General features: G+C 62.0%; 16 protein-coding genes. 5 read left to right on the forward strand and 11 right to left on the reverse strand.

The genetic code is table 11. The annotated features are described in order from the left end of the window. Positions 1 to 127 precede the first annotated feature (127 nt). On the forward strand, positions 128 to 1,213 hold the full coding sequence (locus tag WBQ77_RS08745; protein ID WP_424043405.1) for a hypothetical protein: 1,086 nt from the start codon (positions 128 to 130) through the stop codon (positions 1,211 to 1,213). Positions 1,214 to 1,224: 11 nt separating this feature from the next. On the opposite strand, the gene WBQ77_RS08750 is transcribed toward WBQ77_RS08745, so the two are convergent. Continuing rightward, positions 1,225 to 1,626: a hypothetical protein gene (locus tag WBQ77_RS08750; RefSeq protein WP_424059842.1), complete on the reverse strand. Its 402-nt coding sequence runs from the start codon at positions 1,624 to 1,626 to the stop codon at positions 1,225 to 1,227. Positions 1,627 to 1,946: 320 nt separating this feature from the next. Here WBQ77_RS08750 and WBQ77_RS08755 point away from each other — a divergent pair, with 320 nt between their 5' ends. After that, positions 1,947 to 2,993 (forward strand): SLC13 family permease, encoded by a 1,047-nt coding sequence (locus WBQ77_RS08755; RefSeq protein ID WP_424059844.1) that lies wholly within the window; start codon positions 1,947 to 1,949, stop codon positions 2,991 to 2,993. 43 nt (positions 2,994 to 3,036) lie between these two features. Here the strand turns inward: WBQ77_RS08755 and WBQ77_RS08760 are convergent, their stop codons facing one another. Beyond that, positions 3,037 to 3,627, reverse strand: coding sequence for a helix-turn-helix domain-containing protein (locus WBQ77_RS08760; RefSeq protein WP_424043398.1), 591 nt, complete (start codon positions 3,625 to 3,627; stop codon positions 3,037 to 3,039). A gap of 154 nt (positions 3,628 to 3,781) precedes the next feature. Between WBQ77_RS08760 and WBQ77_RS08765 the strand changes: the two genes are divergently transcribed. Together WBQ77_RS08765 and WBQ77_RS08770 are read left to right on the forward strand one after the other, a co-directional pair. Beyond that, complete coding sequence (locus tag WBQ77_RS08765) at positions 3,782 to 4,075, forward strand: LysR family transcriptional regulator (protein ID WP_424043396.1); 294 nt, start codon at positions 3,782 to 3,784, stop codon at positions 4,073 to 4,075. Between the two features lie 39 nt (positions 4,076 to 4,114). After that, positions 4,115 to 4,708, forward strand: a complete 594-nt coding sequence (locus tag WBQ77_RS08770; protein WP_424059847.1) for a hypothetical protein — start codon at positions 4,115 to 4,117, stop codon at positions 4,706 to 4,708. Positions 4,709 to 4,728: 20 nt separating this feature from the next. On the opposite strand, the gene WBQ77_RS08775 is transcribed toward WBQ77_RS08770, so the two are convergent. The 6 genes from WBQ77_RS08775 to WBQ77_RS08800 form a co-directional block, all read right to left on the reverse strand. Beyond that, positions 4,729 to 6,261, reverse strand: a complete 1,533-nt coding sequence (locus WBQ77_RS08775) for an acyl-CoA carboxylase subunit beta (protein WP_424059849.1) — start codon at positions 6,259 to 6,261, stop codon at positions 4,729 to 4,731. 199 nt (positions 6,262 to 6,460) lie between these two features. Then, the gene (locus WBQ77_RS08780) at positions 6,461 to 7,216 is read right to left on the reverse strand and encodes an ATP12 family chaperone protein (protein ID WP_424043391.1); all 756 of its coding nucleotides are present in this window, start codon (positions 7,214 to 7,216) and stop codon (positions 6,461 to 6,463) included. 44 nt (positions 7,217 to 7,260) lie between these two features. Beyond that, positions 7,261 to 8,283: an RluA family pseudouridine synthase gene (locus WBQ77_RS08785; RefSeq protein WP_424043390.1), complete on the reverse strand. Its 1,023-nt coding sequence runs from the start codon at positions 8,281 to 8,283 to the stop codon at positions 7,261 to 7,263. Positions 8,284 to 8,285: 2 nt separating this feature from the next. Next, entirely contained in the window at positions 8,286 to 8,660 is a 375-nt protein-coding gene (gene crcB / locus WBQ77_RS08790) for a fluoride efflux transporter CrcB (protein WP_424043389.1), read from the reverse strand. Then, complete coding sequence (locus tag WBQ77_RS08795; RefSeq protein WP_424043388.1) at positions 8,661 to 9,989, reverse strand: replication-associated recombination protein A; 1,329 nt, start codon at positions 9,987 to 9,989, stop codon at positions 8,661 to 8,663. Between the two features lie 3 nt (positions 9,990 to 9,992). Beyond that, positions 9,993 to 11,441 carry a DegQ family serine endoprotease gene (locus tag WBQ77_RS08800; protein WP_424043386.1) on the reverse strand — a complete coding sequence of 483 codons (1,449 nt, stop codon included), beginning with the start codon at positions 11,439 to 11,441 and terminating at the stop codon, positions 9,993 to 9,995. A gap of 271 nt (positions 11,442 to 11,712) precedes the next feature. Here WBQ77_RS08800 and WBQ77_RS08805 point away from each other — a divergent pair, with 271 nt between their 5' ends. Next, on the forward strand, positions 11,713 to 12,213 hold the full coding sequence (locus WBQ77_RS08805) for an SRPBCC family protein (RefSeq protein WP_424043384.1): 501 nt from the start codon (positions 11,713 to 11,715) through the stop codon (positions 12,211 to 12,213). Positions 12,214 to 12,377: 164 nt separating this feature from the next. Here the strand turns inward: WBQ77_RS08805 and rplQ are convergent, their stop codons facing one another. The 3 genes from rplQ to rpsK form a co-directional block, all read right to left on the reverse strand. Next, positions 12,378 to 12,809 carry a 50S ribosomal protein L17 gene (gene rplQ, locus WBQ77_RS08810; RefSeq protein WP_424043382.1) on the reverse strand — a complete coding sequence of 144 codons (432 nt, stop codon included), beginning with the start codon at positions 12,807 to 12,809 and terminating at the stop codon, positions 12,378 to 12,380. 53 nt (positions 12,810 to 12,862) lie between these two features. Further along, complete coding sequence (locus tag WBQ77_RS08815; RefSeq protein ID WP_424059866.1) at positions 12,863 to 13,879, reverse strand: DNA-directed RNA polymerase subunit alpha; 1,017 nt, start codon at positions 13,877 to 13,879, stop codon at positions 12,863 to 12,865. A 92-nt stretch (positions 13,880 to 13,971) separates the two neighbouring features. Beyond that, the gene (rpsK, locus tag WBQ77_RS08820) at positions 13,972 to 14,361 is read right to left on the reverse strand and encodes a 30S ribosomal protein S11 (protein ID WP_424044202.1); all 390 of its coding nucleotides are present in this window, start codon (positions 14,359 to 14,361) and stop codon (positions 13,972 to 13,974) included. Positions 14,362 to 14,402: the final 41 nt, after the last annotated feature.

Below are 14,402 nucleotides of genomic sequence, written 5' to 3' on the forward strand. Positions count from 1 at the left end.
GGGGCGCGACTGCCGCCAGGACCAGCGAAAAATAGCGGATTTCGCCAACAGAGACGCCGAACTCATGCCACGGTTGCGGCCCATCATTGGGGCCAGATCGTGATGCTCCGAGCGACCGGGACACAAGTTGCATATTCTCCTTGCCGCCATCGTCCTTTTGCTCCTATTCGCGGCGTCCTATGGCGGGCGCCGCACCTGGGTGGCGCTTGCCTCTACGATGCTGTCCGTCCTGCTTGTGGCTGGCTGCGCCTTTATCGCCAATGCCAGAAGCGCCGGTCCGTATTTCAACACCATAGCCGCCCAAACGCCGGCGTTGTTCAGCTCCGGTGTCCAGGATCTTGCCTTCGCGGCCGAACGCATCTCGGCCTCTCATGGGCAAGCGCGCAATCGCGCGCCCGCCGAAACGCAAGCGCCGGCCGCGGCCGCTCCAACCCCGCCCGCTCCGCCCTCAAGAGCGGCGGCGGCGGACGATGGGGTCGGTGCCAACTGGTTCGATCTGACCTGGCTCGATCCGTCCGAATGGCTGTTATCTGTTGGCGACTGGCTCAACCCAATGAACTGGTTCGAAGCGCAAGAGCCCGGTCAGCCCGAGGTCGACTTATCGGTGCAGCAGGGAACCGAAACAACCGCTGCAGTGCCGGCACCGCCCGATACACAGGCCTCACAAGCACCACTGCCGACGGTCCGCGCTTTGATGCAGGACCAAGGCGGAGCACAGGGGCAACGCGAAACAGCCCAGCAACAGGCAGCCGGCGCACCGTCCTATCGGATCGTAACCGCCCCGCCGCAAGCACCCGCACCGGTCACCGCACCGCTACCGCAGGCGGCCGGTGCACCGGTTAAATGGCTGGCGGAAGCATCGGCACCCGCCGACATGGACAAGATCCTGCTCACTGGCACCAATATCTCGAGCATGCCGCTCGAGAACATCCAGGCGGTGCTGAAACCCGACTCGGACACTAGTTCGCTCGGCATTGAGAACGTCCACTTGAGCCTGCGGGTTGATGGCCAGGACGGAACGGCAGCGCCGGGGGCATCCATCCCGCCCGGGGCACGTTTTCACTTGGAAGCCGCAGACCTGTCGAAAAGCGACGCAAGACAGCTTGGCGGCGCCATCCTATCCTTCGCCTACTCGCAAGGCGGCCGGCGCCGCACCTCGATCATGTATCTGCAGCGGACCGCCCTCTCAGGCCCATCAGCCGCCGCGCAATAAGGACCCGCGCCCTATTGCGTGCTCGCAGGCGTCCCGACTTCCGTGGCCTTGCGCAAAAGCTCGTTCAGCGACATCTGGCAATAGGGCCGGAATCCGGATTCGCCACTGCGCTCCAAGATCTTGAAGCTGTAATTCTTGTCGGCGATCGCCTGCTTCTTCAAATGCGCCTTGTTGAGGCCGTCGTCCCTGCCGAAATAGTACTTCTCGATCGCCGCCATCGCGGTGCCGGCGGTCTCGACATCCTCGACCGTCAACTGCGACCGGCGTGCGCATTGCTGCACGATCTCGTACTCGGCGTAGTAGTTCTTCAGCGCCACCGCCAGACTGATCGCCGCATCTGCCTGCGTCCCCATAAAGCCCGCACTGGCGACAAGCAGTCCCCACACGCCGAAATGGCGAGCCTCAAGCCGCATCAAAAATCCCCTTCATCCGAAACGCTATGGAAGTGCGCTTTCGTAGACGAATTTCGGTGGCGCAACAATGACCGCAGGGCAACACTTGCCAGCTGAATTCTCAGAACCGGTCGGCTCGGCCCACGCCCGATTAATAACCGACAAAAAACATTGCTAAGTCCCGAGCAATCCCGGTCCGGCAACACGCGTCGTCGCGCCGGCCGCTTTCAGGCGTCGTCTTTTCGAGGAGCCCCGGTCCCAGCGCGATGATTACGACCAGCCTGATCGTCTCCTGCCTGATCCTCCTCGTCATCGCCGCTCGGCAATAGCTACCGTCTGGCGTGCGCATCTGGCACATCATGGTCGCCGGCGCGCTCGCTATTCCGTTGCTCGGGGAAATCTCGCCGGACAAGGCCTGGCTGGCCGTGGACTGGAACGTAGTCGCCTATCTGTTCGGCGTGTTCGCTATCGAATCGGCGCTCTACGACACCGGCGTCTCCCATCTCATCGGCGCGCGCATAGCCGCCATGACGTCCCAGCGCGCGGCACTCGCCACCGTCATTGCGGCGACGAAGCTGTGCTCGGCGGTTCTCACCAACGAGGCCTCGGCGGTGATCGGCACGCCCATCATTTTGAAGCTGACTCGGACGCTCCGCCTTCCCGCACGACCGCTACTCATCGCGCTCTGTGCCACGGTCACCGTCGGCAGCATGTTGAGCCCCGTCGGCAACCCGCAGAACATTCCGATCGCGACGAGGGACCATTTCGGCAACCCGGTCGCAACGTTCCTGCTGTGGCTGACCGTTCCGGCGATCCTGTCATTGCTGGTCGTCCTGATCGGCGCCGACAGCGTCCTTCAGGGGCTTGGCAGCGACGCGACGTTCCCATTCGGGATCGCCAGCCTCATCGCCTGCGCGCCTGTTTTTCTGTTCAACGCAAACCGCGCTCAGGTGCTGAGGGCGCTTGACTGGCCGACAATCGCCTTCTTTGTGGCCATGTTCATCGTGACGGGCTTACTGCTGGAGTCGGGCTCGCTCCAGGCCATGCTGGGATCGCGGCAAGCGGACCTTGGTGAGTTGCCGGTGATCGCGCTTGTGAGCTTCTGGGCCAGCCAGGTCTTCTCCAATGTGCCAGTGGTCGAGATCTATCTCAACCTGGTCAAGGATTGGGAAGTGCACGAGCTCATGATGCTGGCCGGCATTTCCACCCTGGCCGGTAATCTCATTATCATCAGCGCGGCGAGCAACGTCATCATGGTGCAGCAGGCCGAGCGCTTCGGCGAAACGCCCTTCAAGTTCTGGCAGTTCACACTGTCGGTCCTGCCGATCGCCGTCGCGTCGCTGGCAATCACGTATGCCTGGATCGCCTGGTTCACCACGCTGGTCTGAACGGCCCTCCCCGACCATCCCCAAAGCCAGGCACGCTGTGCAGCTATCTCGCGCCGGTTACCACCACCACGGCCCGGCATGGCTGTTTGCCCTTCTGGCAATAGCTATGCGCGAAGGACGGGTCGAAATAGGTCGAGTCTCCCTCGTGAAGCTCGACCGCCTCGTTCTCGAAGGTCAGGACCAAAGAACCCCGAATGACATAGATAAGTTCGGCGCCGGAATGCCGGTGCGGCGCGGTGGCGTCCGCGCCAGGCTCGAAGGTCGCGAGATAGGCGTCCATCCGCCGGTCGGTCACGGGAAAATCAAGAGACTCGAACCAATATGTCGGCGCCTGCCCATCGGGGCGGTTTGGGAGCCGGACGCGCTCCTGCCGCCTGACGACGGCGGCCTTCTGCCCTTTTGTGTCGTGCCCGAAAAAGTGATCCAGTCCGACCCCGAACACGGTGGCGATCCGCATGAGCGTTGGCAGCGTTGGGATCAGCTGCCCGGTTTCGATCTTCGACAGAAGTCCCGCTGACATACCCGTATGGTCGCCGAGCCTCACCAGGCTGAGCTCTTTCATTTTGCGCAAGCGGCGGATCTTGGGACCAATCTCGTAAGCCTCAAGTCCCAGCGTTTCAGGGGCCGTTTCCATGGCAAAGCCTCAAGTTTCACCAGCGGTCAAATATTGGCCCTCAGTTTTTATCTTGATGCAAAAGTTTTTGCACATCACGAAAACTTGTGTGGTGCGGGCGGCGTCTCTGTCCTTCTATAATGCCAGTAAACAGATGCGAGGAATTCGAAACACCATGAATGAGTGGGTCCCGAAAAAGTCCATCGCCGCGATCCCGCTAAATGGGCTGCGTACCTTCGAGGTCGTGGCTCGGTACATGTCGCTGAAAAAGGCCGCCGAGGAACTCAACGTCACCCCCTCGGCCGTCAGTCATCGCTTACGCGTGCTCGAACGTGTTTTGGGGTGCAGCTTGATCCGACGCCAAGGCGCGGAAATGCAGCTTACCGAAAACGGCCGGATGCTGGCGCCCGCCCTCTCGGACGGATTCGAAACGATCGTCGATGCGGTCGGCAATTTGCAGCCGAGCTAGGCTGACGCCGTATTTGCGTCACACAGGAAAGGATTGGCCATGCAGAGATCACTGACAGCAACGTTCGCTCTGGCGTTCGCCACCTTTTTCTTTACTGCTGCGGTAGACCGCAACCTGCTTCAAGCCGAGGAACGCACCGAGGCCGAGCTGACGCTGATGCCGTCAGACGTCGAACAATCGCGCGACGGCGGCTGGTTCCAAGCCGATGCGTCAAAGCGGCGAGACGATATCGAACCGCCGTCGAAACTGGCGATCATCGCCTGCCGCGTGGATGCAAAGTCGCAAGGCACACAATCGTCCACGTCCCGCGTCGCCGGGCCCGACTGGCTCCTGCCTCTAGAATGCATGCGGGTTGTCGAGACCGTCACCGATGCGGCGGCCATGACGAACCTCTGGCTGCGGCAGATGACGCCCAATCTTGCCGACTACGACACCTGCGCCGAAGTCTCCATGAATTACGCACCTGAGTGGGAGGGATCGCACCGGAACTGGGTGATCGTCAAAATCGGTTGCCCGACCAAGATCGTCGACGCGGACGGCCGCACCATCGGCTGGCACATGCCGCCATGCCAGGGCGTACTGCCCGGCACGACCTATCCCCTACGCTGCCGCTTCGACCCCAGCGAGATCTAGGGGCGCCGTCGTCATGGCCCCTACAAAGGAATGTTGTCGTGCTTCTTCCAGGGGTTTTCGATGTGCTTGTTGCGCAGCATCTGCAGCGCGCGGCAGATCCGCGGGCGAGTGCCTTGCGGCATGATGACCTCGTCGATATAGCCCCGCTCGGCGGCAACGAACGGATTTGCGAAGCGCGCCTGATACTCATCAATACGCTTTTTAATTGCCTCTGGATCGCCCAGCTCCGAGCGGTAGAGGATCTCCACCGCGCCCTTGGCGCCCATCACCGCGATCTCGGCCGAAGGCCAAGCATAGTTCACATCGCCCCGGATGTGTTTTGAGCTCATCACGTCGTAAGCGCCGCCATAGGCTTTGCGGGTGATGACGGTGACTTTCGGCACGGTGGCCTCTGTGAAGGCGAAGAGCAGCTTCGCGCCGTGCTTGATGAGGCCACCATATTCCTGATCCGTACCCGGAAGGAAACCCGGCACGTCGACGAAGGTGACGGCCGGAATGTTGAAGCAGTCGCAGAAGCGCACGAAGCGCGCGGCCTTGCGCGAGGCGTCCGAGTCGAGCACGCCCGCCAGCACCATAGGCTGGTTCGCGACGATACCGACCGTGCGCCCTTCCATGCGGGCAAAGCCGATGACGATGTTCCTTGCGAAGGTTTCCTGGACCTCGAAGAAATCGCCCTCGTCCACGACCTTATGGATCAGCTCCTTGATGTCGTAGGGCTTGTTCGGATTATCCGGGATGAGGGTGTTGAGCGAGGTGTCCTCGCGGTCCCAAGGATCGCGGGTCGGCAGCTCCGGCACGCCGGACAGGTTCGAGGCGGGAAGGAAGTCCATGAGCCGGCGCATCTGCAACAGCGCCTCGATGTCGTTGTCATAAGCACCGTCGGCGATGGAGGACTTCGTGGTGTGGACCGACGCACCGCCCAGCTCCTCGGCGGTCACTTCTTCCTTGGTGACGGTCTTCACCACGTCGGGGCCCGTGACGAACATGTAGGACGTGTCGCGCACCATGAAGATGAAATCAGTCATGGCGGGTGAATAGACGTCGCCGCCCGCACACGGCCCCATGATGACGCTTATCTGGGGAATGACGCCCGAAGCCTGGACATTGCGCAGGAACACTTCGCCATACCCGCCCAGCGCTGCCACGCCTTCTTGAATACGCGCGCCGCCCGCGTCGAACACACCGATGACCGGCGCCCGGTTGCGCAGCGCCATGTCCTGGATCTTGATCATCTTGTTGGCATGGGCTTCCGACAGGGAACCGCCGAACACAGTGAAGTCCTTGGCGATCACATAGACCACGCGGCCGTTGATGGTGCCCCAGCCGGTCACCACACCGTCGCCCGGCACCTTGTTGTCGGCCATGCCGAAATCGGCGCAGAGATGCTCGACATACATGTCGAACTCTTCGAACGAATTGTCGTCGAGAAGGAGCTGTACCCGCTCCCGCGCAGTGAGTTTGCCGCGCTTATGCTGAGAGTCGATACGGGCCTGGCCGCCACCCATGCGGGCCTTGGCGCGGCGCAATTCCAGCTCTTCGATGACTTCCTTCATTCTACGAATTCCCCAACCAACATCGATACAACGGCCTCATCGCAAGGGCCGCATTCGGCATGACAGTTTTGCCAAGGTCCATAGCATGGGCGGATTGCAAGGCAAATGGGAGAACGCCCCAAACGCCTCAGAGGTCATCCAATCTGTGAAGCCGCTGAATCGCAACCGCAGCCCGGCAGACCCAACCAATTCAAAGGATTCAAGAAAGTGCGAGAATCTTCGCGGCGGCGTCGAAGTCCCGCTTGCGGTTCTGACGACGGATTTTTGCCTCGGTGTCCTCGCCCCACTGATCGACCTGCCAGTCCTCATCCACATGGGCGGCCTCCCAGGCCCCCTCCGGCGAGAGTTTCCCTTGCGCCACAGCCAACGGCAGAAGCGCGGAGCCAGTCAGCGTCGTCATCACATGGAGCGCGGCCAGGGCAAGTGCGTCCATGCCCTCGATAGCGCCCCGCAAGGCGGCGATGGAAGCGTCCGGCTGGGCTACATGCACGATGCCTTCGGCGAGGCTTAGCGGCGCGCCAAGGTCGTCCGCGGCCCATGCCAGCACCGGATCCCAGCTTTGCGCCTGGCGCGCAAGAAGTCCCTTGGGACCGCTCGCCCGGTAGCACAGGAGGTCCGAGCCCGCATGGGCGAGAACATCTTCGACGATGGCGGCCTCTTGACCCACCACCCCGTCGATGGCCGAGTTGGCCAGCTTGGTGAGCGGCATCGTATTCGGGTCGATCTCTTCGCCCTGCCCGCGCCACTCATCGGCGATGGCCTCTGCCAGAACCGCACTTGGCACGGCCAACTGCGCCTTGCCCGGGGTGCGCACAGGCCGCCCGTCCAGGAGGATCGCGGCCAAAGTCGGCCCTCCCCTGCCGCCCTCGTCCCCCACAGTCACGTCCTTGTAGAACCGTTTGGGCAGCTTCGGCTTTTCAAAGCCAGGGGCAGTCTTCTTGTCCGGGTCGCTCACGCTGTCATCCATCGTTTCTCGGGCACCGCCGAGGTTGGTCGCAACTAACCGCTGGAGGTTTCGCAAATCTCGGCATCGTCTTCGCGATCGAGCCCCTTGGGCGAAAAGCCGAACGCGCCAAAGGCCGCCTCGATATGAGGCGGTAAGGGAGCCGTCACGTCGACAACGCCCTCCCCGCTCGGATGCGGAAAGCTGATTCGCCGCGCATGCAGATGCAAGCGCCGCTCGATCCCTTCGGGCAATTCAATGCCGCTGGGATATTTCTCATCGCCGAGGATGGGATGGCCGAGGATCGCCATGTGGGCACGCAGCTGGTGCTGGCGCCCAGTGACGGGCTTGAGCGACATCAGCGCCACCTGCCGCGCGGCCCGGTCAATCACCGCATAGTGGGTCACGGCCGACTGTGCCTTGTCCTGCTCGCCAGGGTGGGCCTTGCGCACCCGTTCGCCGTCGGGTGTCGCCGCCTTCACGAGCGCCGCATCGATCTTCCCTTGGGGCGGCTTCGGCACGCCGTGGACCAGCGCCCAATAGATCTTCCGCACCGAGCGGGTCTGAAACGCCTTGCCGAGTTTGGCGGCTACGCTGCGCTTCTTGGCGACGACCAGAACACCGGACGTGTCGCGATCGAGCCTGTGGACCAGCCGTGGCCGCGTCTGCGGGCTGTCTCCGATCCCCTCCAGCAGGCGGTCGATATGCTGGGTGGTCTTCGTGCCCCCCTGCACGGCGAGCCCCGAGGGCTTGTTGAGGATCAGAAGATCGTCGTCCTCAAAGAGCATGATGGATTTGAGGAAGGTCCGGTCCCCCTTGGACAGCGGCTTGGCGGCGCCCGGAGGAGGAGGCGCATCGGGCAGCGGCGGCACCCGCACGCTCTGACCGCCCTCGAGGCGCGTACTGGCTTTGACGCGGCCCCCGTCGACCCGCACCTGGCCTGTGCGCAACAGCTTCTCCAGACGGCTATGGGGCAACTGGGCGTAATGAGTCCTGAACCAGCGGTCCAGGCGCATCCCGTCTTCCTCGTCCGTGATCTTTCGCGTTTCGACTTTCCCGCGATTTTCAACTTGCGCCATGGCTAGAGTGCACGCACAAGCGCCATCCCAGCAAAGAAGGCGGCGATGGCAAGGCAAACGGACGCAGCAAGGTAAAGCCCCGCGTTCACATAGTCGTTGCGGGCGAGCAGGTTGGCGAAATCCGCCGAGAAGGACGAGAAGGTCGTGAAACCGCCCAGCACGCCGAGCGCGAGAAAAGCACGGAGATCCTGGTGAACCGTCCAGCGCAAGGCCATGAGTTCAATCAGCACGCCCATCAGGAAGCACCCAAGGATATTGGCCGTCAGCGTGCCCCAGGGAAAATTAAACCCTAAGAGGCGCGCCATGCCGACCCCGAGAAGATAGCGTGCGGAGGCCCCGATCGCGCCGCCCGCCGCCACGCTCAAGAGTGTGGTCACCTAGTCCTCCTCGGTCCGGCCTGCGCGGATTTCCGCCCAGCGTTCTAGCCGCACTTTCACCTCCGCCTCGTAACCACGGGCGGTCGGTGCGTAGAAATGCTGCCGCTCCATGCGTTCGGGGAAATAGTCCTGACCCGAGAAGCCTTCCGCCTCGTTATGGTCGTAGGCGTAATTGCGGCCATAGCCCTCCTGCTCCATGAGCTTGGTCGGGGCGTTGAGAATATGCTTTGGCGGTAGCAGCGAACCGCTCTCCTTCGCCACCCTCATGGAAGCCCTGAATGCCATATAGGCCGCGTTCGATTTGGGCGCGGTGGCGAGATAGACGGTCGCCTGGGCCAGCGCGAGTTCGCCTTCTGGCGAGCCCAGGAAATCGTAGGCGTCCTTCGCCGCATTCGCCTGCAGCAGCGCCGCAGGGTCGGCCAAACCAATGTCCTCGACTGCCATTCGGACGAGCCGCCTTGCGATATAGAGCGGGTCCTCGCCACCGGCAAACATGCGCGCGAGCCAATAAAGCGCTGCATCGGGATCGGAGCCGCGCACCGATTTGTGCAGCGCGCTGATGAGGTTGTAGTGGCCGTCTTGACCTTTGTCGTAGAGCGGTGCCCGCCGCTGAACGAGACCGACGAGCCCTTCCCGGTCTACGACGGTCTTGGCATCGGCGGGAACGGACAGAAACACGTCTTCGACCAAATTGATGAGCCCGCGCCCATCGCCATCGGCCATGGAGATCAAGGTCGTGTGCGCATCCTCATCAAGCGGAAGCTTACGACCCTCATGGGCTTCGGCCCGCTGCATCAAGGCTTCGAGCGCCGAGTCATCAAGCCGCTGGAAGGTCAAGACGCTCGCCCGGGACAGGAGGGCCGAGTTCAACTCGAAGGACGGGTTCTCCGTGGTCGCACCAACGAGAACGATTGTGCCGTCCTCCATATGCGGGAGAAATGCATCCTGCTGCGAACGGTTGAAGCGGTGAATCTCGTCGATGAACAGCAACGTGCCGCGCCCCGCCTCGCGCTTGGCCTTGGCCGCGTCGAATACTTTGCGTAAATCAGCGACGCCCGACTGGATCGCCGAAAGCTGCTCAAAATGAAGATCGGTCACCTCGGCCAGAAGGCGGGCGACAGTGGTCTTGCCGGTCCCCGGCGGGCCCCAGAAGATCACTGAGGTGAGACGTCCTGCCTGCACCATGCGGCCCAGCAGTCCCTCGCCTAGAAGGTGATCCTGACCGATGACCTCTTGAAGTGTTTTCGGGCGCAAGCGATCGGCCAGCGGACGGGGCGCGTCATCGCCAAGCCCCGCGGCCTCGAACAGATTTGCCGCCCCTTTGACCATGGCTCAGCCCCGTACCGTCAAGTCGAAAACCTTGCCGCCGCGCTCAATGGCAAGACGCCAGCGGCCGACCGCCGCTTGGAGAAGCTCGCTCAAATGCTTCACGGACTGAATTTCCTCATCATTCACTCCGACGATGATGTCACCGGGACGCAAACCAAGCCGGGCCGCGGTGGAGCGTCGCTCGACCTTTGTCACGACGACGCCCGTCTCGCCGTCATCGTCCATGCCAATCTCGGCGCTCACCGCCGGGGAAAGGTTTGCGACGCGGCTGCCGGCAAACGGATTGGCGCCGGTCAGGTCCTGCTCATCGCGCGGCGGGTCCTCGATCGGAATCACGGTGGCAAAGGTTGTGCGGAACCGTTTGCCGTCGCGATACAATCCAAGCTCGACAGTGCTGCCGATGCCCTTCGTGACAAACCGGTACTCGAGCGCTTCCGGGTCCTGAATATCTTTGCCGTCGAAGCTGACAATGACGTCGCCCACCTCGAGCCCTGCGCCTTGCGCGGGCCCCTTCGGATGCACCCGCGTGACCATGGCGCCGGCGGGGCGATCCAGACCAAGCGACTCCGCAAGGTCGGAGGTGAGCGGCTGCAGCGAGGCGCCGAGCCAAGGGCGCTGAACCTTGGCGCCTGCGAGCGCCGATTGAACAACCACCCGCACCATATTGGAAGGAATCGCGAATCCAATGCCGTGCGATCCGCCGCTCTTCGAAAAGATCGCCGTGTTGATGCCGACCAGCTGCCCGTCCATATCGACCAGCGCGCCGCCCGAATTGCCCGGATTGATGGCCGCGTCGGTCTGAATGAAGAACTGATAGTCTGAGATGCCGACCTTGGTGCGCGCCAGCGCCGAGACGATGCCGCTCGTCACGGTCTGACCGACGCCGAACGGATCGCCGATCGCAAGCACCAGGTCGCCGACCTCAAGACCATCGGAATTAGCGAACTGGATGGCAGGGAAATTGGCACCGTTGCCGTCCAGGCGCAGAACCGCCAGATCCGTCTGTTCGTCCTTGAGGATCAGCGTGGCCGGAAACTCACGCCCGTCGTTCAGCGCGACCGTGATCTCCGATTCCCCGCCGCTACGGATCACGTGGTAATTCGTCACCACCACGCCCTTGGCGTCGACGAGGACGCCCGACCCGAGCGAGTTCTGGATGCGCTCCCGCGGCACGCCGAATTGGTGGCCGAAGAAGCGCCGGAAGAACGGATCGTTGAAAAGGGGTGAGACGGACTGCTTGACCTTATGACGGACATACACGTTCACGACGGTCGGCGCCGCCCGCTTCACCACCGGCGCGAAGGACTGCTTGATCGCGGCCGCGCTCTTAGGCACGACCTTGGTTACCACCTCGTCTTGCGCGGAAGCCGTGGCCAAACCCACCAGGCAAAACGCCAGTGCAACAAGGCTAAGATTGCCGCCTCTTCCCAGCAAGAGTTCCAAACGTGTCATCTATGGCTCTGTTAGTGATTCTGAAGAAGATGGAACGCGCACCTTGGAAAGTGCAAGACAGATCGGAGAGTGCAACACAGATCATCCGTCTTCCAAAGAAAACGGGCCTTCTTGCGGCGAAATGCGGCGCAAAGTAAACCCCTCGAAACCGAGGGAAAAAGGACATCCGCAACGGCACACGACCGTTGCCGCCGGACCCTTTTGAACTAAGATGTCGCGCCGGTGAAGACCTTCGCCGACTTTAGAATGACAAATGATTGGAGAGGAACGCATGCGTATTGTCAAAACAGGTTTCGCCGCTTTGGCGGCTACGGTAGCCCTCAGCGCCGCGGCGCACGCCGTAGAGGTCAAGAAGCGCGGCGAGGCGCCAGGCACCCCAGAAAGCGTTTGGGCAATTGTGGGCGACTTCTGCGCCATCAAGGACTGGCATCCGGCCGTCGCCGAATGTGAGCGATTCGAAGAAGGCGGCGACACCTACCGCACACTCACCTTGGGCGATGGCGGCAAGATCAAGGAGAAGCTGACCAAGACGGGCGACACTAGCTACAGCTACGAAATTATCGAGAGCCCGCTGCCTGTGAAGAACTACTCCGCGACGCTCGAAATCGATGAGGACGACGAAGAGAACGCCGTCGAGATCGAGTGGGAGGCCGAGTTCGATCCCGCCGATGGTGTCGAAGAGGCAAAGGCCGTCGAGGTCATCACCGGCATCTTCAAGGACGGCGTGACCGGTATCCGCAAGAAAGCCAAGGCCGCCGATGAGGCCCAATAGCCGCAAAGGATTCTCTTTCCCCGGCCACGTTCGCAGAATCCGTGCAAACTCGACGGAACAAGCCGACCGGAACAAGACATAAAGAAAAGGCGCATCGCCAAGCGGTGCGCCTTTTTCGTCTCCGGCCCGAGAGGGCTATCGTTAGAAGGGCTGCAGGGGCGTACTTACGCAGCCGCGACCTGCTCGCCGTCCTCGTCCTGGTCCACGGTCGGCCCGGAGTCCTGACCGCGCGCATCCTCGTCGCGATCCACCAGCTCTATCACGGCCATCGGCGCGGAATCGCCGAAGCGGTAGCCGGCCTTGAGCACGCGGGTATAGCCACCCGGACGCTCCGCATAGCGCGGGCCCAACGTCGCGAACAACTTCGCCACCATCTCCTCGTCGCGAACGCGCGCGAACGCCTGACGACGGGCATGAAGATCGCCTCTCTTGCCGAGTGTGATGAGCTGATCGACCACGCGCCGCAACTCCTTCGCCTTCGGCAAGGTTGTGACGATCTGCTCATGCTTGATGAGCGCGCTGGCCATGTTCGCAAACAACGCACTGCGATGTGTTGACGTCCGGTTCAGTTTCCGGCCTGCCTTGCGATGTCGCATTGACTTTTCCTCGTTCCAAACTCGTACGGCCGCTTCTGAACGCGGCCCGGCGACTAGTAGTGGTCTTCGAAGCGCTTCGCCAGCTCTTCGATGTTCTCCGGCGGCCAATCCGGCACGTCCATGCCGAGATGCAGGCCCATGGAGGCCAAGACCTCCTTGATCTCGTTCAGCGACTTGCGGCCGAAATTCGGGGTCCGCAACATCTCCGCTTCCGTCTTCTGGATCAGATCGCCAATATAAACGATGTTGTCGTTTTTCAGACAGTTTGCTGAGCGGACCGACAATTCCAGCTCGTCGACCTTCTTGAGGAGCGCGGCATTGAACACGAGCTCCGGCTGCTGCTGGAAGGTCTGCTCCTTCTTCGGCTCTTCGAAATTGACGAAGACCGAAAGCTGATCCTGGATGATACGGGCGGCAAGCGCGACCGTGTCATCGGGACGAACCGAGCCGTCCGTCTCGATATTCATGGTGAGCTTGTCGAAATCGAGGATTTGGCCCTCACGGGTGTTCTCGACGCGATAGGACACCTTGCGGACCGGGCTGAACAGCGAATCCACCGGAATAAAACCGATCGGCGCATCCTCGGGACGGTTACGCTCGGCCGGCACGTAGCCCTTGCCGGACGCAGTCGTGAATTCCATATGAATCGCGGCGCCCTCGTCGAGCGTGCAAATGACATGCTCCGGATTGAGGATCTCGACCTCGGAACCGCCCTGAATGTCCCCAGCCGTAGCAACGCCAGGTCCTTCCTTCTGAAGAACCATGCGCTTGACGCCTTCGGAATGCTGGTTGACGGCGATTTCCTTGATATTGAGGACGATGTTGGTCACATCCTCGCGCACGCCCGGAATCGACGAGAACTCGTGCAGCACACCGTCGATATGCACCGACGTGATGGCCGCACCCTGAAGCGAAGACAGCAGCACGCGGCGCAGGGCGTTGCCCAGCGTCAAGCCGAAACCACGCTCGAGTGGCTCCGCAACCACGGTCGCGTACCGCGCCGGATCGCGGCCGGGCGTGACATTGAGTTTGGTGGGCTTAATGAGATCTTGCCAGTTCTTTTGCAGCACCGGTGTCGCCCTTTCTTGATCGTTTTGTGGAGCCTGGGGCTCCGGAATACGAATGTCTTCGTCCAGCATCATGGGTCGGATTGCCTTCTGTCTTAGACGCGGCGGCGCTTGCGCGGCCGGCAGCCATTGTGCGGAATTGGCGTCACATCGCGGATGGAGATGATGTTGAAGCCCGCCGCCTGAAGGGCGCGCAAGGCGGACTCGCGGCCGGACCCGGGACCACGAACCTCGATCTCCAGGTTCTTCATGCCGTGCTCGGTCGCCTTCTTGCCGGCATCCTCGGCGGCCACCTGCGCCGCATAAGGAGTCGACTTCCGCGAACCCTTGAAACCCATGGTACCCGCCGAAGACCAGGAAATCGCGTTTCCTTGTGCATCGGTGATGGTGATCATGGTGTTATTGAAGCTTGCTTGCACATGGGCCACGCCGGACGTGATGTTCTTCCGTTCCCGGCGGCGGACCCGTGCTTTTTCCTTGACCATGCTTTATTCCCGCAAATTCCAATGAGCAGCGGCCAAAGCAT

It is taken from the genome of Methyloceanibacter sp., from assembly GCF_049590335.1.
Classification (GTDB): domain Bacteria; phylum Pseudomonadota; class Alphaproteobacteria; order Rhizobiales; family Methyloligellaceae; genus Methyloceanibacter.